At 38.6% G+C, this 20,051-nt stretch carries 20 protein-coding genes; 10 read left to right on the forward strand and 10 right to left on the reverse strand.

Going from position 1 to position 20,051, the window contains the following annotated elements:
- Positions 1-5 precede the first annotated feature (5 nt).
- Together ilvC and OQH61_RS05060 are read left to right on the forward strand one after the other, a co-directional pair.
- Positions 6-1,031 carry a ketol-acid reductoisomerase gene (gene ilvC, locus OQH61_RS05055; RefSeq protein WP_266026217.1) on the forward strand — a complete coding sequence of 342 codons (1,026 nt, stop codon included), beginning with the start codon at positions 6-8 and terminating at the stop codon, positions 1,029-1,031.
- 274 nt (positions 1,032-1,305) lie between these two features.
- A complete protein-coding gene (locus OQH61_RS05060; RefSeq protein WP_266026218.1) occupies positions 1,306-2,346 on the forward strand; it encodes a radical SAM/SPASM domain-containing protein in 1,041 nt (346 codons plus the stop codon).
- 40 nt (positions 2,347-2,386) lie between these two features.
- Here OQH61_RS05060 and bioC read toward each other — a convergent pair whose 3' ends face one another.
- From bioC to OQH61_RS05075, 3 genes are read right to left on the reverse strand one after another with little or no spacing between them, the layout of a single operon-like run.
- Entirely contained in the window at positions 2,387-3,142 is a 756-nt protein-coding gene (bioC, locus tag OQH61_RS05065) for a malonyl-ACP O-methyltransferase BioC (RefSeq protein WP_266026219.1), read from the reverse strand.
- A complete protein-coding gene (locus OQH61_RS05070; protein ID WP_266026220.1) occupies positions 3,139-3,825 on the reverse strand; it encodes a pimeloyl-ACP methyl esterase BioG family protein in 687 nt (228 codons plus the stop codon). Before OQH61_RS05070 ends, bioC begins: the two co-directional genes overlap by 4 nt.
- Positions 3,822-5,018: an aminotransferase class I/II-fold pyridoxal phosphate-dependent enzyme gene (locus OQH61_RS05075; protein ID WP_266026221.1), complete on the reverse strand. Its 1,197-nt coding sequence runs from the start codon at positions 5,016-5,018 to the stop codon at positions 3,822-3,824. The genes OQH61_RS05070 and OQH61_RS05075 overlap by 4 nt, the downstream gene beginning before the upstream one ends.
- Positions 5,019-5,092: 74 nt before the next feature.
- Here OQH61_RS05075 and OQH61_RS05080 point away from each other — a divergent pair, with 74 nt between their 5' ends.
- Positions 5,093-6,406: an adenosylmethionine--8-amino-7-oxononanoate transaminase gene (locus OQH61_RS05080; RefSeq protein ID WP_266026222.1), complete on the forward strand. Its 1,314-nt coding sequence runs from the start codon at positions 5,093-5,095 to the stop codon at positions 6,404-6,406.
- Between the two features lie 8 nt (positions 6,407-6,414).
- Here OQH61_RS05080 and bioD read toward each other — a convergent pair whose 3' ends face one another.
- The 6 genes from bioD to cutA form a co-directional block, all read right to left on the reverse strand.
- Positions 6,415-7,044 (reverse strand): ATP-dependent dethiobiotin synthetase BioD, encoded by a 630-nt coding sequence (gene bioD, locus OQH61_RS05085; protein WP_266026223.1) that lies wholly within the window; start codon positions 7,042-7,044, stop codon positions 6,415-6,417.
- 36 nt (positions 7,045-7,080) lie between these two features.
- A complete protein-coding gene (locus OQH61_RS05090; RefSeq protein WP_266026224.1) occupies positions 7,081-8,103 on the reverse strand; it encodes an LLM class flavin-dependent oxidoreductase in 1,023 nt (340 codons plus the stop codon).
- Positions 8,104-8,120: 17 nt separating this feature from the next.
- The gene (locus tag OQH61_RS05095) at positions 8,121-9,131 is read right to left on the reverse strand and encodes an ATP-grasp domain-containing protein (protein WP_266026225.1); all 1,011 of its coding nucleotides are present in this window, start codon (positions 9,129-9,131) and stop codon (positions 8,121-8,123) included.
- Positions 9,131-10,561 carry an LLM class flavin-dependent oxidoreductase gene (locus OQH61_RS05100; RefSeq protein WP_266026226.1) on the reverse strand — a complete coding sequence of 477 codons (1,431 nt, stop codon included), beginning with the start codon at positions 10,559-10,561 and terminating at the stop codon, positions 9,131-9,133. Before OQH61_RS05100 ends, OQH61_RS05095 begins: the two co-directional genes overlap by 1 nt.
- A 321-nt stretch (positions 10,562-10,882) precedes the next feature.
- Positions 10,883-11,146, reverse strand: a complete 264-nt coding sequence (locus tag OQH61_RS05105) for a hypothetical protein (RefSeq protein ID WP_266026227.1) — start codon at positions 11,144-11,146, stop codon at positions 10,883-10,885.
- A 470-nt stretch (positions 11,147-11,616) separates the two neighbouring features.
- Complete coding sequence (cutA, locus tag OQH61_RS05110) at positions 11,617-11,949, reverse strand: divalent-cation tolerance protein CutA (RefSeq protein ID WP_266026228.1); 333 nt, start codon at positions 11,947-11,949, stop codon at positions 11,617-11,619.
- Positions 11,950-12,074: 125 nt separating this feature from the next.
- Between cutA and OQH61_RS05115 the strand changes: the two genes are divergently transcribed.
- Positions 12,075-13,049 (forward strand): catalase family peroxidase, encoded by a 975-nt coding sequence (locus tag OQH61_RS05115; protein WP_266026229.1) that lies wholly within the window; start codon positions 12,075-12,077, stop codon positions 13,047-13,049.
- Positions 13,050-13,120: 71 nt separating this feature from the next.
- On the opposite strand, the gene OQH61_RS05120 is transcribed toward OQH61_RS05115, so the two are convergent.
- Positions 13,121-14,209, reverse strand: coding sequence for a cation diffusion facilitator family transporter (locus OQH61_RS05120; RefSeq protein WP_266026230.1), 1,089 nt, complete (start codon positions 14,207-14,209; stop codon positions 13,121-13,123).
- 124 nt (positions 14,210-14,333) lie between these two features.
- Between OQH61_RS05120 and OQH61_RS05125 the strand changes: the two genes are divergently transcribed.
- The 6 genes from OQH61_RS05125 (at position 14,334) to OQH61_RS05150 (ending at position 19,992) form a co-directional block, all read left to right on the forward strand.
- Positions 14,334-15,542 (forward strand): argininosuccinate synthase, encoded by a 1,209-nt coding sequence (locus OQH61_RS05125; RefSeq protein WP_266026231.1) that lies wholly within the window; start codon positions 14,334-14,336, stop codon positions 15,540-15,542.
- Positions 15,539-17,053: a hypothetical protein gene (locus OQH61_RS05130; RefSeq protein WP_266026232.1), complete on the forward strand. Its 1,515-nt coding sequence runs from the start codon at positions 15,539-15,541 to the stop codon at positions 17,051-17,053. Before OQH61_RS05125 ends, OQH61_RS05130 begins: the two co-directional genes overlap by 4 nt.
- Before the next feature lie 80 nt (positions 17,054-17,133).
- Positions 17,134-17,949, forward strand: coding sequence for a septum site-determining protein MinD (minD, locus tag OQH61_RS05135; protein ID WP_266026233.1), 816 nt, complete (start codon positions 17,134-17,136; stop codon positions 17,947-17,949).
- Complete coding sequence (minE, locus tag OQH61_RS05140; protein ID WP_266026234.1) at positions 17,946-18,182, forward strand: cell division topological specificity factor MinE; 237 nt, start codon at positions 17,946-17,948, stop codon at positions 18,180-18,182. The genes minD and minE overlap by 4 nt, the downstream gene beginning before the upstream one ends.
- A 6-nt stretch (positions 18,183-18,188) precedes the next feature.
- A complete protein-coding gene (locus OQH61_RS05145) occupies positions 18,189-19,181 on the forward strand; it encodes a divergent polysaccharide deacetylase family protein (protein ID WP_266026363.1) in 993 nt (330 codons plus the stop codon).
- A 10-nt stretch (positions 19,182-19,191) separates the two neighbouring features.
- A complete protein-coding gene (locus OQH61_RS05150) occupies positions 19,192-19,992 on the forward strand; it encodes a DNA-processing protein DprA (protein WP_266026235.1) in 801 nt (266 codons plus the stop codon).
- Positions 19,993-20,051 lie beyond the last annotated feature (59 nt).

The following is a 20,051-nucleotide window of genomic DNA, read 5'->3' on the forward strand; positions in this document are numbered from 1 at the left end:
GTTTAATGGCATTAAAAGTGTATTACGACAAAGATTGTGATTTAGGACTTATTCAAAAGAAGAAAGTTGCAGTGATTGGTTTTGGCTCACAAGGACACGCTCACGCAGAAAACTTACGAGATTCTGGTGTTGAGGTGATTATTGGACTTTATCGCGGTGGCTCTAGTTGGGGCAAAGCAGAGGCAAAAGGCTTCAAAGTGCTTGAAGTGAGTGAAGCGACAAAAGCTGCCGATGTGATTATGATATTAATCCCTGATGAACTGCAAGCTGATGTGTTTGCACGAGATATTTTGCCTTCTTTGAGCGAAGATAAAATCATTGCCTTTGGGCACGGATTCAATATTCACTTTGGGCAAATCAAAGCTCCAAAGGGTGTAGGCGTGATTATGGTCGCACCAAAAGCCCCGGGTCATACCGTTCGCAGTGAATTTGTCAAAGGTGGTGGAATCCCTGATTTAATTGCAGTAGAGCAAGATACAAGCAGAGGTGATGCTAAAGCGATTGCACTAAGTTATGCGAGTGCGATTGGTGGCGGACGCAGTGGAATCATTGAAACAACTTTCAAAGATGAAACAGAGACAGATTTATTTGGCGAACAAGCGGTGCTTTGTGGTGGTGTAACAAGTCTTGTAAAAGCTGGATTTGAAACTTTGGTTGATGCAGGTTATCCTGAAGAAATGGCGTATTTTGAGTGCTTACACGAATTAAAACTCATTGTAGATTTGATTTATGAGGGAGGATTAGCAAATATGCGCTATTCTATCTCAAATACCGCAGAATATGGCGATATGGTCAGTGGTCCGCGTGTGATTAATGCAGAATCTAAAAAGGCAATGAAAGAGATTCTCAAAGATATTCAAGAGGGGCGATTTGCTAAAGACTTTATCTTAGAGCGCAAAGCGGGCTATGCAAGAATGAATGCAGAGCGCAAGAATCTAGCGCAACATAAAATTGAGCAAGTAGGCGGAAGATTAAGGGCGATGATGCCTTGGATTGGTGCGAATAAATTGGTGGATAAAGATAAAAACTAATATATGCAAATAGCATTTACAAAGGCATTGTGCGCGAGATGAAGAGATAGATTTGCACACATATATAGAAATAGTGCTAACGCAGATATTCTAGTAGGGAACAACTAAAAGGAAGTATTCCCACAAAAACTTGAGAGACACGATGAAGTCTTAAAAAAGTGGGTCATATTCACTCTATTTTGGCTTCAAGTCTCAAAATAAAATTTTTAAGAGGTTAAATTTTCGTTTTTTTTTTTTTTGGTAGAGTGCGTTTTATTTAGCGCAAGGATACAAAATGAAAGCCGTTAAAAAAGTTATTAAGTCTGCTTATAAGCACGCTCCTTTAAGTTTTCAAAACAAACTTTTTAATCTTGTTACAGGCAATAACAATAGGCTACAAAAACTTATAGATTCTATGATGCTTTTATGCACTCCAATTTCTAATAGGGAGATTCAAAAGCACATTCTTAAATGCCATTTATACAAGGTGGAATTTGAAATTGCAAGTTTTTGTAATCGCACCTGTTATTTTTGCCCAAATTCTCATATAGATAGAAAAAGCACAAGCGTAGAGCTAGATGAGGCAGTTTTTCTTAAGATTCTTGATAATCTTGCGGAGATTGAATATGACAAAGAGCTTAGTTTTCACCGATTTAACGAGCCCTTAGCAAATAAAGAGCTTATACTTAAACGCGTAAAACAAGCAAGGCAAAAATTACCAAAGGCAAAACTTGATATTTTTACAAATGGTGATTATGTTTCAAAGGAATATTTGCAAGAGTTAAAAGATGCAGGAGTGAATTGGGTGCTTATGTCTTATTATCCTATGCAAAAAGATTTTGATAGGACACAGATTATTAAGGCTATGCAAAAAATGCAGCAAAAATTAGGCTTAGAGTCCAAACTTGTAAGGGATACTGAACAGGAATATCGTATATGCTTTATAATGGAGGGAATGGAGATATATTATCGTTCTTGGAATCCAAATGCAATGGGCTCATCAAGGGGTGGCTCGGTAGATTCAATGAAAAAATCTCAACTCATAACAGAATCTGGCTGCTTCCATAGCGCGATGAGTTTTTATGTGGATTATAATGGGCTTGTTATGCCCTGCTGCAATACAAGGAGCGATGAGAAAAAGCATAAGCCATTTATCCTAGGCGATTGCAAAAAGCAGGATATGTTTGAAATATTTTTCTCTCCAGTATGCGTAAATCTTCGTAGAGATTTGTTTGTCAGCACCGCCTCTTCTTGTAATGAAAATATACGCACAATATGTGCCGATTGCGATCAAGATTATCGGTGGAAAGCAGCGTTTTTGTCCTCTCTGCAATAATTGTTACACTTTCAAAATCATTTAATTTCTAGCACACATACTAATGTTTAAGTGCAAGGATATAAAGAGGTTCATAAGTGAGTGTATTATTAAATTTTTGAGTGTAATTTTTGAGCATAGTCTTTGTGAGGACAAAAGGCTTGTTGATACCAAAGGCATTTACGCCGCTAAGTTTGAGATGCCTAAAGACCTCAAGGGCGCTATCAAAATGCAAGTGATGATATGTGGATTCTAAAGCAAGGATTTCAAAGTCTTTTTCTAGTAATGCGCGTATTGTCTCTAGGCTTTCATATTGCAATCCTACACCTGTAATTTCGCGTATTTCGTGCATATTATTTTGCCCAAAGCTACTTAATGCCAATATCCCGCCGTAAGCAATCATAGATTTTAAAGCAGTGAGTATAGAGGCGCAATCAAGCCATTGTAAGCAGGCATTAGAAATGATAAGTTCAAATTGGTTTTTTGAAAGAGGGTGTGCAGGAAGCTGTGCCATATTAAAAGCAAGGTGTGAGATTCTCTCATTGTGCAATGCTGCACTTATATCATAAGGATACAAGTCATTTGTTATATAGTGTTGAAAATCAAATGATTTGCTTACAAGTGCTGTAAGTTCTCCCATTCCTGCACCAAATTCAAAGATAGAATCAAAACTTTTACGATTCGTGTGCTTTTTGAGTAAGTCTAAAAGATGAAGTCTCATAGTGTGTTGTATAGGACTATTTTGATTATAGGTGTATCGGGCTTTGTGAAAAGAAATAAGATTAAAATCAAGAGAGGTATCTTCTAGCTTCTTCATAGGCAACACAATTCTTCCCACGAGCTAAAGCCAAAGAAAACAAAATGTGGCTCATCACTCCATAGAATCCGCGTATTTTGTGGAGTTAGAGAAAGCCAATAGTGTTTATTTGCCTCTGGTGGGAAAATTTTATCATTATGTGATATAAGTGCGCATTCCCACCTTTGAGATTGATATGAGTGCGTAGATTGAGAAAACTCATAAAGCGCCTCAAGTTCATTGCGTAAGGTTTGATTATCACGCAAAGCAAAATGAGTATCTAGTCTATGTCCCAATAATCCTATACGAAATTGTTGCACATCAAGATGTTTGATAGTGTGTCTAAAAAGTGCAGGGGGAATGCCATAGATTCTATCAATCCCTAGAGGCGTGCCATTAATGGCAAGTGTGCGTGTAAATTGCCCCCATATCGGTGCAAAAATAGCATTTGCCACACATACACCAAGTGAAAAAGCGATAAGATAAATATGTCTAAAATGATTGTGTGTGAGCTGTAAAATATCGTGTATATCATAGGATTTTAACGCGTTTATATCTCTATAATCATAAAACATAATGACATCACATTCATAAGAGCAAAGATGTTGAAAATGGCTAGGCTCACTTCCAAAACCACCCATACATATCACTAAATCTTTCGCTAAAGAATCTTGTCTGATTCTATGAAGCCATTGATATTTCATAGTGCTTCTGCAAGTTGAGATATATGCTCTAACTCTAAAGCAGCATTGAGAGAGAATCGGATTCTTGCTGTTCCTTTAGGAATAGTGGGTTCTTTGATGGCAGGAGCAAAAAATCCGCACTCACGCAGTCGATGAGAGAGCGTAATTGCAGAGTGATTATCTCCACACATAAGCGAGATAATATGTGCTTCGCCTCTTGCTGCATAGCCTTTTTCTTTTAAAAGTGAGCGGAGATGCTGACTTAAAAGATGTAATTTTTCGCGCTTATGGTTTAAAGTAGGTATCTTACTCCAGATAAAATTACTCCACGCAACATTAATTGGTGGTAGCGCAGTAGAATATATGAGTCCTCGCGCAGTATTGATAAAAAAGTCTCTTTGGGTTGCATTACACAGCATACAAGCCCCCATAGAAGCCAAAGCTTTGCCAAAAGTCAGCACAAGAAAATCAATTTCCTTAATGTATTCATAGGCTATTCCAAGTCCATTATTTCCACATACACCAACACTATGGGCTTCATCAACATATAAAAATACATTGGGGTAAGCTTTTTTAAGTTGTATTATGTCATTGATTTTGCCGAAATCTCCCTCCATACTAAAAAGTCCTTCGGTTACAACGATAACGCGCTCATAATGAGAATGATGAAACTCAATAAGCGCTTCAAGTGCAGTCATATCATTATGTCTAAATCGCTTAAAATGGGTGTTTCGCGCTCCATCAAATACGCTCGCGTGAGAGAATCTATCAAGCAAAAAAAGTGTGTGTGTAAGAGTGCCTAATCCCTGAATGCAGGAGAGATTGCAGTGATAACCGCTGTTAAAAAGTAAGGCTTTTTTAGGTGCGTAGAGTTGGCTAAGATGAGATTCTAAAGTGTCATAAATAGGGAATCCTCCACTTAAAGAACGCGAAGATGCACTAGAAAAAACCATATCTTGCGCACAGAGTGTGCTAAGAAATTCTTGGGTAAGCGCAGTATCTAGTGAAAGAGCGAGATAGTCATTGCTTGCAAAATTAATGAGGGGTTTATGCGATGAATGATGAGTGTGTGAGGCATAAGGAGTAATAGAAATGCCATTATGTTGATAATCTGTAATTGTGCGGAAATTATGTGCATTTTTAAGTGTTTTTAATCGCGCATTTAAGCCTACATCAGATGATGAAGTGTAATCAAACGAGGCTTTGTTGCGCATATCATTCCTTGTTGGAGAGAATTAGATGTTTTGGAGTAAAATTATATCTTAAATTCTTATATAAAGGTTGAGTTATGCTAGATTTAAAAGCTTTAGATTTGGCGCATATTTGGCATCCTTGCACACAAATGAAAGACCACGAAACATTACCACTTATCCCTATTCAATCAGCAAAGGGCGTGTATTTATATGATTTTGAGGGAAAGTCGTTTATTGATGGTATCAGTAGTTGGTGGGTGAATCTTTTTGGGCATTGCAATCCTTTTATTAATGCAGCCATTATGCAGCAATTAGAACAACTAGAGCATATCATCTTAGCTGGATTCTCACACAAAGGCATCATTACTTATTCGCAGAGATTGTGTGCCTTGCTCCCGCAGAGTTTGCAAAAATGTTTTTATGCTGATAATGGCTCAAGCGCAGTTGAAGTAGCGTTAAAAATGAGCTTCCATAGTCATTATAATGTAGGCAATAAAGAAAAAAATGCATTTTTATCCCTTAACAATGCTTATCACGGCGAAACTTTAGGGGCTTTAAGTGTGGGTGATGTAGGGCTTTATAAAAGCACTTATGAACCTCTTTTGCTTGAAACTTTAAATACGCCTGTGCCATCGGGTATATGGAATCCTAATGATGGTGCAATAAATGGAGATTATCACAAAGAGATTGAAGCCTTGGAGCAGATTCTAAAAAAGCACGCTCATCGCATTTGTGCGTTTATCCTTGAGCCTTTATTGCAGTGTGCGGGAGGTATGAATATGTATCCTGCTGCTTATGTGAAAGAGGCGTGTGCATTGGCACGAAAGCATAATATTCATATTATTTTTGATGAAATTGCTGTGGGATTTGGGCGCACAGGCAGTATGTTTGCCCTAGAGCAATGCGATGTAGTGCCTGATTTTCTCTGCCTCTCTAAAGGCATTACAGGTGGGTATCTCCCCTTGTCTGTTGTGGTTACGAACGATAGTATTTATCAAGGATTCTATGCGCGTTATGAGGAGCAAAAAGCCTTTTTGCATTCCCATAGTTATACAGGCAATGCCCTAGCCATAGCTGCTGCAAATGCTGTATTGGATATTTTTGAGCGAGATGATGTTATACTTGCTAATCATTCTTTAAGTGCCGCCATAGCTAAGCAATGGTCTATGCTCTCAAAGCATAAAAAAGTAGCTAGTGTGCGTGTGTGCGGAATGGTGTTTGCATTTGATTTGATTGGGTGTAAGCTTACAAGAGCGGGATTATATGTGTATGAGCAAGCACTTGCAAAAGGTGTGTTGTTGCGCCCTTTGGGGAACACGATTTATTTTATGCCACCTTATGTGATAAGCCTTGAAATCGCTGAATATGTATGCAATGTGCTTGATAGCATTTTAGAAAATGAATTTTGATAGAGAATTTATAATAACTCTTGGATATAAGGCGTGAGCTCACAAGAGAGCTTGTTTGCAGCAGAATCTAAACTCTGTGTTGTATAAGATTGTATATGCACAAGCGGGATTTTTGTATAAGAGCGCACAAATTCATCAATCTCATCGCGATGTGTATCTTTGGTATCTTTAAGCATAACAAGTGCAAGAATAGGCATATTCTGCATAGCGTGTAATGTGAGCAAGATATGATTAATACAGCCCAAATAGTATCTCCCCACAACAATAGCAGGGCGAGGATGAGCAAGGATATAATCAAAGAAAGTATGCTTATCATCAAGTGGTGTGAAAATCCCTCCTGCAAGTTCAATAAGGAGCTTATCAGATTGTGGAATCTTCAAATGCAGCCCATTATATGTTAGATTTTCATATTTACGCCCGATATGAGGAGAAGCAGCAGTGCGAAGAGTGAGTGCAGAGGGTAAAATCTCTGTGTTTGGGGAAAGTTCTTTCACACGCTGCTCATCTGTCGGACTTCCTGCTTGAAGGAGTTTAAAATAAGTATATGAAAATGCCTTGCAAAAAGCTGCACTGAAGTGCGTTTTGCCTACATCTGTATGGATTCCCGCGATATAAAGCTGACGCAACATCGTATTCATTAGTCTAAGCCTTATGCAAGTGCATAAATACAGAATCTATTTTACAAGTGGCATAAGCTCTTTAGCAATGCGCTCAAGTTCCTCTTTCATCGGGGCACATTGCACGATAAGGAGATTAAGTCCCGCTTCCTCGTAGGCTTTGATTCTTTGTGCGACTTGCTCGGCTGTGCCGACAAGATTAGAGCGCAAACCACGATTAGAAACGCTATAATCATACTTAGAAACTTCCACATCAAGTTGAGAATTGCCTGTGAAATTTTGATAGGAATTTTCATAATCTGCATAATTTTTAATTGTTGTGATTCGCTCTAGCTCTTTTAACGCTTCTTCCTCTGTATCTCTAATGATGATATAAGTAGCCATTCCAAAGCCTTTAAAGGGGGCTAAACCAGCCTTTTGTTTTCTTGCTTTCATATCAGCGATTTTTTCTCTTACTTCCTCTATTGTGCCTCCGTGCATTAAATATTTATCTGCAAAGCGCGTAATGGCTTCTCTTCCCCTTTCACTTTCTCCTCCTGCATATACAAGTGGCATTTTAGGAGGTTTGGGTTCATTAAATGAATTTTCAAAATGAAAATATTTGCCTTGATGACTAAAGGGACTCTTGCTCCAAAATCCCCTTAAAACATCGGTATATTCGTGTGTAAGTGCATATCTATCATCGTGCCCATCAAAACTTATGCCATATTGCCTCGCTTCCTCTGCCCACCACGCTGAAACCATATTAATGCTAAATCGTCCTCCGCAAATTTGCGAAATCGTAGCAATTTGCTTTGCTGTGATTGCAACTTGATGATATTGCGGACGCAAGGCTGCGAGAATCTCAATTTTTTTCGTAACTGCGGCTAAGCCATTTGCAATAGCCCACGCATCAAGCGCAGGAGCTTTTTCGCCTTTAATATCGTTTAAATAAAGTTCAGGCACGAGCGTAAGCACATAGCCAAGATCTTCGGCGCGCAGTGTCAAGTCTTTGATATACTCCCAAGTGCCTTGTGTGCTATCATTATCAACATTTCTAAGCCAACTTCCCCAAACAGGTGTCCAATATCCAAATTCCATAAATGCCTCCTTGAAATTTAATTAACGATTTTTTGCCATTCTGTGTTAAGAAAGGCTACGATTCTATCTGCTGCTCTGTGAGGAACTTTAGATTCCACAGATTTGTTGTAGTTCGTATTTGTATTAATATCATACACGACTAATTCACCTTGCGTATTTTCCATAAATTCTACGCCCGCAACCTCAATTTTGTGTGTTTGCAAAAATGTTTCAAGCTTTGCAATAAGCGGTGTTTGTGCATTAATGTCCTCTCTGATACTAAATTTATCACCACTTACTTCACACATTGCTCCTGCAAGAGCAGGGGTAGAATCTTGTATTTCGCACATTCCACCTGCAAGTTTTGGCAAAGATTCAATATTGCACGCATCTGCTGGGCAAAGCTCAAATGAACCTGCACTCGTATCAACGCGCACAGCATAATGAAATTTACCACCAATAAATTCTGCGCGTGTGATAAAAAACTCTTTACTTTTAATGTATTCTTGCAAAAGTGTAATGCCATCAATGGCTTCCTCAAATGCACTTGAATGCACATATTCCCTAAAAGATTCAAAACTTTCAAAGAGTTGCACACCAAGCCCCTTGCCTCCTTGATTATGTTTGGAGATAAAGGGAGTTTGCAGTGTTTGTGCTACCTCAAGCAAATTCGTTTTGCCAAAACACGCATAGGTTTTTGGCGTTAAGAATCCCGCAGTATTGAGCGCAAGGTATTGTTTGATTTTACTTACTTCAAATTCAAGCACCGATGAGCCATTAATGACACGCCTATTATAGGAATGTAGCCATTGCAAAATGGCGCGTCCATATTCTTTGGCGTATTTGTGTTCTCGTGTGTGGCAAGATGCACTAAGTCGCGACCAAAACACGCCTTGAGGAGGCTCTTTGTCAAGGGAAATAGCACCTTCTGTGAGAATAATCTCTTGAAATGGCACTTTTGCGCGTTCAAAGGCTTCTCTAAAGGGTGGAATCCACTCTGGATTCTCGTGGATAATAAAAATACCATTGTGTAACTGATTATACAACATTACTTATTCTCCTTTGTTCTGCCTGTGTTATCATAATCGTTGATAGTTGATTTTTCGCCCCCTACTCTGTATTTTGAAGCGATATGTTCATCGCCAAGTCTATCGCCTTTGCCAAAGAGTTTATGGCGCAAACTCCCTTGCGTGTAAGATTCTTTATACACTCCTCGTTTTTGGAGTTCAGGGACGATAAACTCTACTACATCTTCAAAAGTGCCCGGTGTAGTAGCATACGCGAGATTGAATCCATCAGCGTCAGAATATGCGATAAAATCTTGCAGAATGTCAGCTACTTTTTGTGGGCTTCCAACGAATTTTGGTCCTTGACAGCCTATGCCTGTAAGCTCAATCAAATCTCTTAGTGTCCAAACTCGCCCATCATCTGTGGTAGAGTTGCTCAAAGCCTCCACTTGTGCAACTATGGCATTTGATTGGATATTGCTTAATGGGTCATCAAGCTTGTATCTGGATAAATCTACACCGAGCCAACCTGAATTGATGACAAGTGAGCCTTCAACACTTGCATAAGAAAGCAAATCTTTATATTTGGCTTGAGCAAGATTCTCATTTGCATCAGTGATGATTGTAGCAAGCACATAGATTTTTGCGCTATATGGGTCGCGTCTAGCTTTGATAAGCGCATCACGCACTTGTTTAACTGCGATTTTAGCATATTCTTTAGTAGGAGGTGCAATGAAAATTGCTTCTGCGTGTGTAGCGGCAAACTCTCTCCCACGAGCGGAATTTCCTGCTTGAAAGAGCACAGGGGTGCGTTGAATGCTTGGCTCACAGATGTGGATTCCGGGCACATCAAAATATTTGCCGTGATGTCCTATGTGGTGAATCTTCGCAGGATTTGCAAAATCACCACTTGCCTTATCTAAAATCACCGCGTCATCTTCCCAACTTCCCTCTAAAAGTTTATAAATGACTTCCATATACTCATCAGCTATGTTATAACGCTCATCGTGAGGCGATTCACTTGAGCCCATATTTTTATTTGCACTTGGGAGATAGCCTGTAACGATATTCCAACCTACGCGTCCTTTGGTAAGATGATCAAGCGTGCTAAGGCGGCGTGCAAAAGGAAAAGGGTGCTCAAAAGGCACACCTGCAGTTACACCAAAACCTAAATGCTGCGTAACTGCTGCGCCAATTACAGCAAGTTGTGTAGGGTCATTCACAGGCACTTGTAAAGCAGTTTTGAGCGCACCTAAATCATTGCCACCATAAATATCATATACCCCGATGACATCAGCGATAAAAATTGCATCAAATAACCCTTTTTCTGCCACTTTTGCAATATTTTGCCAATACTCAATATCTTTATATCGTAGTGCTTGGTCTTTGGGATAGCGCCATAACCCCGGACTAAGATGAGAAATACAATTCATTTCAAAAGCGTTAAAATGAATGGGTTTTGCCTCTTTCATTGATGCCTCCATTTTTTAGATTTGGTTAAGCTGGTTTCAACTTATGAAGTGTATGATACTCACATTTTTTTAAAAATACAATATGTAATTATAAAAATTTGTAAATTAGTGCTACTTTTTTACTCATATTTCAAATATTTTTAGAATCTGTGGAGCAAATAAAAAGTAAAATATATTTAAAGGAATAGATAGTATTGAAATATTAATCAAATGTTGCATAATGATTTGTGGCTAAAAGTAATGAAAGAGGGTGCTAGGTTAAAGTGATTGTGTTGGGAGAGAATCTTTAAAGATTAAAGATTCTCAAAAGTGTTGAGGTGCTTATTTTTTAAGTAAGCCACCAGCCATACTTGCTGCTCCACCTGTTTTTGCATCAGCTTTATCCATTAGCTCTTTTTGCTTTTTGTCAGCTTCAGCTTTTGCCGCATCTACTGCCTCTTTTTTCTTTGATTCAGCTATGTCTTTTGCGCTTTTTCCGCTTGCTAGGTCAGAAGCTGCACCAACAGCACTTCCTTTAATATCAAAAGCACTAGCCACAGAGGCACTAAAGATGATTCCCATTGCTATAATGAATAGTTTTTTCATAATAGTCCTTTCGTGTTAAAATCAGTAGGATAGCCTACAAACTCATTCTATAAGCGCAAAGAAAACAAATAGCAACAAGAAAATTTATTATCAAATATAATATTTTGGCTACACACTTGGATTTAGGTAAGAATTGTTAGTGTGGGATTCTGTAAGGGGAAATCACTCACTTAAAGGCGGGGCTTTCACCCCACACCCTAGTGTTTGATATTAACTTCAAATTTAAACCCAAAGAGTCTAAATTTTAGGTATAATTCAAATCTAAGGCGTTCGCTATGATTTTTCATAACAAAGCCTTTTAAGTGGTTTAGCCCCTAACCGCAAGGTAGGGGCATTGTAATTATAGCATATTTTCTACTACCTACCACGCCCTAAATCACGCTTTCTTGGCTCATTTTTTATTTTCTCTATTGCTTCAAGGCTTTTTTCTTGCATTCGTTCTAAGGGTGTTTGTGGTGCTTTTTCTTGTGCTATTGCATTGTTGTAGGGCATTGGAGCGTAAGAGTAAGCCATTTTTCATAAGAGGGTTGTGCTTTGGCTTCAACAGCAATGATTTGGGGAATTTCATAGCTGTGATGGGCAAGTATCATCTTTTCAATTTTCTTATAATGCGTAGGCAATGTTTTCAGAATAAGGAGATATTCGTTTTCTTTACATATTGTATCCTTACCCTTTTTTTGCCATATATAACTGCTTTTTATTTTGTGCCTTTGCACACACGCGATGAGGCGAGATTGTAAAAAGAGCCGCGTAAGGCTTTTGGCTTCTTTTTTACTTGAAGTGGTTGTGTAAATAATAAGCATAAAAACTCCTTATAGAATCAAAATGAAGATAATTATATGCTTATTGAAGTTAAAGTTAGCCCATATTTTGGACTATTATATATTAATAGCTATACTTTGGGTTTTATTTATTTCAAGGAGTGTTTATGCTAATAAAGAAAAATTTAGGTTTGGTGCTAATATGTTGTCTTGCTGGAAATATAGCTTCTGCAAGCGAAGAGAAAAAACTAAGTGATGCGCAAAGTATCGCAGATGTTTTTTATCGTTTAAATGGCAATGCGGTAAAACCTAAACAAAAAATCAATCATACAAAAGGTTTTTGCGCAAGTGGCGAGTTTATCCCAACAAAAGACATCACTTCTAGTATTGATGTTCCTTTGCTTTTTCAAGAATCAATTCCTGTGGAGATTCGCTATTCATTGGGAGGTGCTCAACAAGATGACAAAAGCAAGCCTAGGGGAATGGCACTCAAGTTTCAAGGAGATAAAGATACTTGGACAATGGTAATGCTTAATAGCGAAATCAATTTTGCCAAGAATCCTCAAGAGTTTGAGCAATTTTTTGCAATGAGAATCCCCCAAGAGAATGGGAAGCAAGATATAGAGAAAATCAAAAGACTTACGCAAAAAGTAAGCTCTTATAGGAATTTTGAGGCGTATATGAAAAATGTAGGTATATCAAGCTTAGAACACACAGGCTTTTATAGTATTCATACATTTTGGTTTCAAGCACCGCATAAAAAATCCACGATTGCAGCGCGGTGGAAATTTGTCCCAAAAGATGGGATAGAATATTTAAGTGAGCAGGAACTCTCAAAGTTGGGTAAAGACTTTTTGCTTTCTTCTTTTAAATCTTATACAAAAAATAAACCAATAGAATATGATATGTATCTCATCTATCCGAACAAACAAGATGCCACAAATGATACAACTGCACTTTGGAAAGGAGCGCATAAGGAAACATTAGTGGGCACACTCAAAGTGCAAAAATATAGCGGCACGAAGTGTAATGCAGAAGTGTATTTTCCATCAGACTTACCCACAGGGGTGCAACCGCCAAAAGACCCGCTATTTGATACGCGAAATGCTACCTATGCCATTACTTTTGGCAAAAGGCAATAGATTCTACAATAAGGCTATGTGAGAATACCTAAGAGAGTACTTTGGTTTTAGAGTTAAAGTGATTTAAGATTCTATAACCACTTGGGATTTGCAGTAAAGCTCACAGAAAGCCATATTTTATAGCTTGGAATCTCAAGGGCTTTTTCAATACGCTCACGAATGCAATCAAATTCTTTCATAGTCGTGGGCTTAAAATTTTCGTGTGTCAGAATATTGACTTCTACCATATAAAATCGCCCTGATTTTGCCGTATGCGTGTCATAGTCGCTAAAACCAAATTCCTCGCTTAAATGTTCCATAATCTGCGTGATTTTTTCATCAATTTCAGCTGGGGCTACCATAATCAAATCTTTGAAGTTTGCAATAGCTATGCGAATAGGTGATATACAAAGGAGCAAGGAAAGCACAGCTAAAAGTGCTGGGTCAATATAGTATGAAAGAGTGCTTATAGAATCTGTAAGGGTATCGCTCATATCGCCCAAATATGGCAACATATAAATCACACCAAAAGCCAACAATGTGCCTAAATACAGCACACAATCAATTTTCCATTCTGTATTATCTACTTGAATCAAATCAGATTCTAACACTTTTGCATACAGCGAGGTATAGGCAAACAAAGCCGCACAAAATATAAACGCACACGCACTATATATCGCTGCACCGCCAAGTTCTACTTCATAGCCACCATTAATGATACTTTGCAACGCATTGATAAAGGCATATATGCAAATAAAAACAAGCACGAGAGATTTAAAGAGATTGACCATTGGCTCAAAACGCACATAGCCATATTGGAAAATATCATCATCTTCTTTATAGATATAACGCGAAGTTACCACACTAAGCGCACCTAAGCCTACGCTAATAAGCGCAACAAAACCATCAAAAATCACTGCCATAGATTTGACTAAAATCCCAAAACTTATGCCAAAAATGGCTAGAGCAAGCGCACCAAACATTGAAGCTTTCAGCACGAATTGTTCTTTTTGTGCAGCCTTGAAGGTATCTTGGAGTGAATCTTTAAGATTTTTAAGCGATGAACGCGAGGTGGATTCTCTTTTAGGCAGGGATTGTGCAGATTTTGGAGTAAAACGCAATTTATGATTGCGCACACTTGTGCCATAGTTGATGTGATGCGAATCTTTATTGTATGGCATTTGCGTGATAATCCCCTTTACTCATAGTAATTGTGAATAAAAACACAATCATAACAAAATATTGCATATATAGCATCTTTAGTATAGAATACGAGCTTTATTCTATAACATTATGGAGCAAAGTATGGCAGCAATTAAAAAAGTCGTTTTGGCATATAGTGGCGGGCTTGATACAAGTGTGATTTTAAAATGGCTTGGAGATAATTATCATTGTGAGGTTGTAACTTTCACAGCTGATATTGGACAAGGCGAAGAAGTTGAACCTGCGCGAGAAAAAGCTTTAAAACTTGGGATAAAAAGTGAAAATATCTTTATTGAAGACTTGAGAGAGGAGTTTATCAAAGATTTTGTTTTTCCTATGTTTCGTGCAAACACTATTTATGAGGGCGAATATTTGCTTGGCACAAGCATAGCGCGCCCTCTTATTGCAAAAAGGCTTGTTGAGATTGCCTCAAAGGTAGGTGCAGATGCGATAGCACACGGCGCGACAGGAAAAGGCAATGACCAAGTGCGCTTTGAGCTTGGCGCGTATGCACTTAATCCTCATATAAAAGTTATCGCTCCTTGGCGCGAATGGGACTTAAACAGCCGAGAGAAGCTCCTAGCTTATGCAGAATCTGCAGGGATTGCTATTGAGAAAAAGCAAAATAAATCGCCTTATTCAATGGACGCAAATTTATTGCATATCAGCTATGAGGGGCAGATTCTAGAAGACCCAAATGTTCAGCCAGAAGAGGATATGTGGCGTTGGAGTGTTTCGCCTTTAAATGCGCCAGATAAGCCAGAATCTATTAGCATTGAGTTTAAAAATGGTGATGGTGTCGGCATTAATGGTGTGAAACTTAGTCCTGCACGTTTTTGGGAGAAACTTAATGAGTTAGGAGGCAAACACGGCATTGGACGCCTTGATTTGGTAGAAAATCGCTATGTGGGTATGAAATCACGTGGTTGCTATGAAACGCCCGGTGGCACGATATATTTAAAAGCTCATCGTGCAATAGAATCTCTTTGCCTTGATAGAGAAGAGGCACATTTAAAAGATTCTATAATGCCAAAGTATGCGGAGCTTATTTATAACGGCTATTGGTTTAGTCCAGAACGCGAGGCACTGCAAGCACTCATTGATAAGACACAGCAAAGAGTAAGTGGCATAGTGCGTCTTGAACTCTATAAGGGAAATGTGATTGTCATAGGGAGAGAATCTAAAAATTCTTTATTTAATGCAGCATACAGCACTTTTGAGGAAGATAGTGTGTATAATCAAAAAGATGCAGCAGGGTTTATCAAACTCAATGCTTTGCGTTTTATTATTGCAGGAATTGCGCGTAAATGAGGATTGTTCGCGCTTATATCAGTTGCATTATATGTTCTCTTTCATTAATGGCACAAACTACACCTTTTGCGCTTGATTCTGATGACATCTCTCAAGTCGCTTCTTTGGCAGGAGCTGATTTTATGCAATCTGCATTTGTCAGAGATTCTAAAGGCGAGAAACAAAGGGTTTTAAGTATTTCAGATTTTAATAATTTAAGTGATTTTGACATTGATATACAGCTTTTAGCGCGTGAATTGGTGGTAGATATGCTGGATTCTAAACAATTTACATTGAGTGCCGCTATCGCGGGGAATGCTTTTAATGCAGACCCGATGTTAGATAAAATTCGCACTATGCGTAATAATGAGGAATTTAGAGATATTATTCCCAAGGGAAGCTTGATTACGCCTAGATATTCCTTAAGTGCAAGGATTACAAATGACATTACCACGCAGGGTAAGCTTAATATTGTAAGCTATCACTTTATTTTTAGCATTGTCAATCTTGAGAGTGGCTTGGTAGAGTGGGATTATATTGAGCATATCAAAAAAAGCTCTAAAGAAAGTCTCCCTCATCTGGAGAGAGAATCTCCTCAAGGGAGAATGTGTCGTGCAAGTGGGGCAGGAGCAAAAGAAGCAAAAGTAGCGTGTGAAATTGCCATAAGCGAGATTTGGCTAGGCATTTTTGAGAGTATTCCGCAGCATAAGAAAGAGCTTTTGCATTCTTATGCGTTGAAAGCTTGTGAGTTGGATTCTGCCTTTGGTTGTCGTGCTTTGGGGGCAAGTTATAAATTTGCAAAGCAAGATTTAGCTCAAGCAAAGAAGTATTATCAAAAGTCTTGTGATGGTAAAGATGGTGGGGGGTGCTATAATCTTTCAATTTTGTATGAACACGCACAAGGCAGCTCACAAGATATTGCTTTGGCAAAGGAATACGCACATTTAGCGTGCGAATATGGCTTTAAAGCAGGCTGTGAGAATCTCCAAGCCTTAGCGCAATATAATCAAAATGAGGAGCTTGATAAATATGGCACAATGTATAAAAGAGATTGCGAAAATGGTTTAGGTATAGCTTGTGGAAACTTATCATCTTATTATTATCACGGATTAGGCGGAGCAAATAAGAATCACACACAAGCGAGAATCCTTTTGCAAAAGGGTTGTGAGCTCAAAGATACAAATAGTTGTTATCAGCTAGGTTTATGGGAAATGCAAGGACTTGGTGGAGCACTCAAAGATGCAAATAACGCACTAAAGCATATTACTTTTGCGTGTGAGGGTAATGTAGCAAAGAATTGCAAAGCGGTGGCAAGTCTTGATAAAGACAAACAATCTCTTTATAAATGCGAAAATAACGCAAAAAATATCGCAAATGCTGCGTGTTTAAGCGCAGGAGGCATATACGAGCACGGCTTTGATAGTATAAAAAGTGAGAGCGCATTAGCTTTGAAGTATTATAAAAAAGCTTGTGATGGCGGATTGGATAATGGTTGCACATCGTATAAAAATGTGCAACAAAAAGTGAAATAAGCAAATCTCCGCCTTTTAAAGCGCATTGTAAAGTTTGGCATTATACAATATGGCTTTTGATTTCAAAATGGGAGCAATATATGGCGCAAGTTATTACAATCACTTCGGGCAAAGGTGGTGTGGGGAAATCTACCGCAACTGCAAATCTTGCTGTGGGTTTGGCTATGGAGCTAGAATCTAGTGGCAAGAAAGTTGTAGCGATAGATTTTGATATTGGTTTGCGCAACCTTGATATGCTCCTTGGGCTAGAAAATCGTATCGTATATGATGTCATTGATGTAATGGAGGGTAAATGCAATCTCGCCCAAGCTCTCATCAATCATAAAAAAACGAAAAACCTTTTCTTTCTCCCAGCATCACAAACAAAAGATAAAACAATCCTTGATAAAGATAAAGTGGGTGCGCTCATTAATGAGCTCAAAAATGGATTTGACTATATCCTTATAGATTCTCCAGCAGGGATTGAGAGTGGCTTTGAGCACGCGATATTGTGGGCGGATAGAGCGCTTATTGTTGTTACGCCAGAAGTGAGTTCGGTGCGTGATAGTGATAGGGTGATTGGCATTATTGATGCAAAAAGCCATAAAGCGCAGCAAAATGAAGAAGTCCAAAAGCATATCATCATCAATCGCATTAAGCCAGAGCTTGTGAAAAAGGGCGAAATGCTTTCAACTGATGATGTGCTTAATATCCTTGCATTACCGCTTATTGGGCTTATCCCAGAGGATAGTAAGATTGTGAGTGCGACAAATTCTGGTGAGCCTGTGATTTATACCCAAGCACCAAGTGCAAAAGCTTATGCACGAATTGCTAAGAGAATCTTAGGGCACGAAGTTGCTTTTGCAACTTTAGAAAGTGAGGGAGTGATGAACACACTCAAAAGGATTTTTAAATGAGCTTTCTTAATATATTTGGGCATAGCTCACAAAAAAGCGCGACTTTAGCAAAAGAGCGTCTTAAGCTTGTTTTGGCACACGAACGAACAGCAAATATTCCCTATCTTGAAGATATGCAAAAGGAGATTCTCCAAGTTGTGCAAAAATATACGCGCTCAAGCAAAATTGAATTTAGCACAAACAGCAACCAAAATATTAACACCCTTGAGGTAGAAATCACATTAGGAAACTAAGTGATAATGCGTATTTGGTTTTTTGTGCTTTTATGTGTGTGTCATATAAATGTATGGGCAGATTCTATTCTCACTTTCTTACAGGATACATCAGCACCTACGCAGAGTGCAGAGCAGTACATTTCAATACAGCACCCCATTATACAAGGTTTTAATAAAGCATTTTCACAGATTCATTCAGATAATTTTATCAACCTTGATTCTCAAGCAAACTCTTTAGATGCTCCCCCTCCAAAACAGCAAGATTCTCAATCTCTAAGCACACCATCTCCTGCACCGCAAAGTGTTACAAAGCCAAAGGTGTTGCTTATTATGGACGATCTTTCTACGCTTGCGCAAATAAGGCATTTAGAATATCTCAAGCTCAATATCACACCCTCTATTTTTCCAAAGACAAAGCATAATCCCTCTACTCCACATCTCGCACAACGCGTACTTAAAAATGGCAAAAGTTTTATGATTCACCTCCCACTTGAAGCCCAACATTTTATACAAAAAGAGTTAGAGCCCATAAAAATGGGTGCAAGTAGAGAATCTATTAAGCAAGATATTTTGGCGATTAAAAATGACTTTCCACAGCTTGTGTATCTCAACAACCATACAGGGAGTAAATTTACCCAAAGTAAAGCCGATATGATAAATCTTTTAAGCGTATTTGATGAATTGGGATTAAAGTTTATTGATAGTGTTACAACTTCACACCCTGCAAGTGAAAGTATCGCTAGAGAGCAAAAGCGGCTTATTATGGCGCGTGATATTTTTTTGGATAATCAAAGTGATGTTGCCTATACCAAAGCCCAGCTTAAATCTTTGATGAAAAAAGCGCAAAAAAAAGGCTATGCGATTGCCATTTGCCACCCTCACCCAACGACTTTTAGAGCATTAGCACAAATGAGAGACGAGATTAATGCTACTTTGGAGCTTATTTCGCCTCAAGAGTTAGAATCTTATCTCCTCGCGCATACCACATATTATGTGCGCTCGCCATTTACGCCATAAAGTGTGCATAATGATTGCCGATATTGCACCTCTTGAGAATTTGCCCAAAGCCTTTGAAATCCTCACAAATCCGCCACAAAAGCTTTTTTATCGTGGAAAAAATGCAGCAATTTCTACTTTGCTTGAGTGTGAGCATAAAATCGCCATTGTTGGCACACGCAAACCTAATCCTTATACAAAATCCTTTGTCGCCACACTTGCGAATAAAATTGCGCATAATAATGGTGTGGTAGTAAGTGGTGGGGCTTTGGGTGTAGATATTATCGCTCATACTCACGCTTATCCGCGCACGATTATGTTTTCTCCGGCGAGTTTAGAGATACTCTATCCTAAGAGTAATGCAGATATGATTAGCAAAATGATGCAAGAGTGCCTTGTTTTGAGTGAGTATGAAAAGGAGTATATGCCCCATAAGTATAGCTTTTTGGAACGAAATCGCCTTGTCATTGCTTTAAGTGATAAGGTGATTATCCCTCAAGCTGACAAGCAAAGTGGCTCAATGCAGAGTGCGCGCATTGCTTTGGAGTTGGGAAAACCTCTTTTTGTGCTACCTCATCGCGTAGGTGAGAGTGAGGGCACAAATGCTTTACTTGCTTCAGGGGAGGCACAGGCTATTTATGATGTGAATGCTTTTATAGAATCTATTTTTGGAGCACAGAGTATAATAAGAGACGAGGATGATGAGATTTTGCGTTTTTGTGCAAACAATCCAAGCTTTGAGGAAGCTTATGAGCGCTTTGGTGCAAAGATATATGAATACGAGCTTGAGGGAAAAATCATTAGAGAATCTAGCTTTATACGCGTGCCATAAATGAATATTTACTAAAGAATGCCACAATCACAACTTTAAATTTATTTCAAAGGAAACTT

It is taken from the genome of Helicobacter sp. MIT 21-1697 (assembly GCF_026241255.1).
In the GTDB taxonomy this organism is placed as follows: Bacteria; Campylobacterota; Campylobacteria; order Campylobacterales; family Helicobacteraceae; genus Helicobacter_C.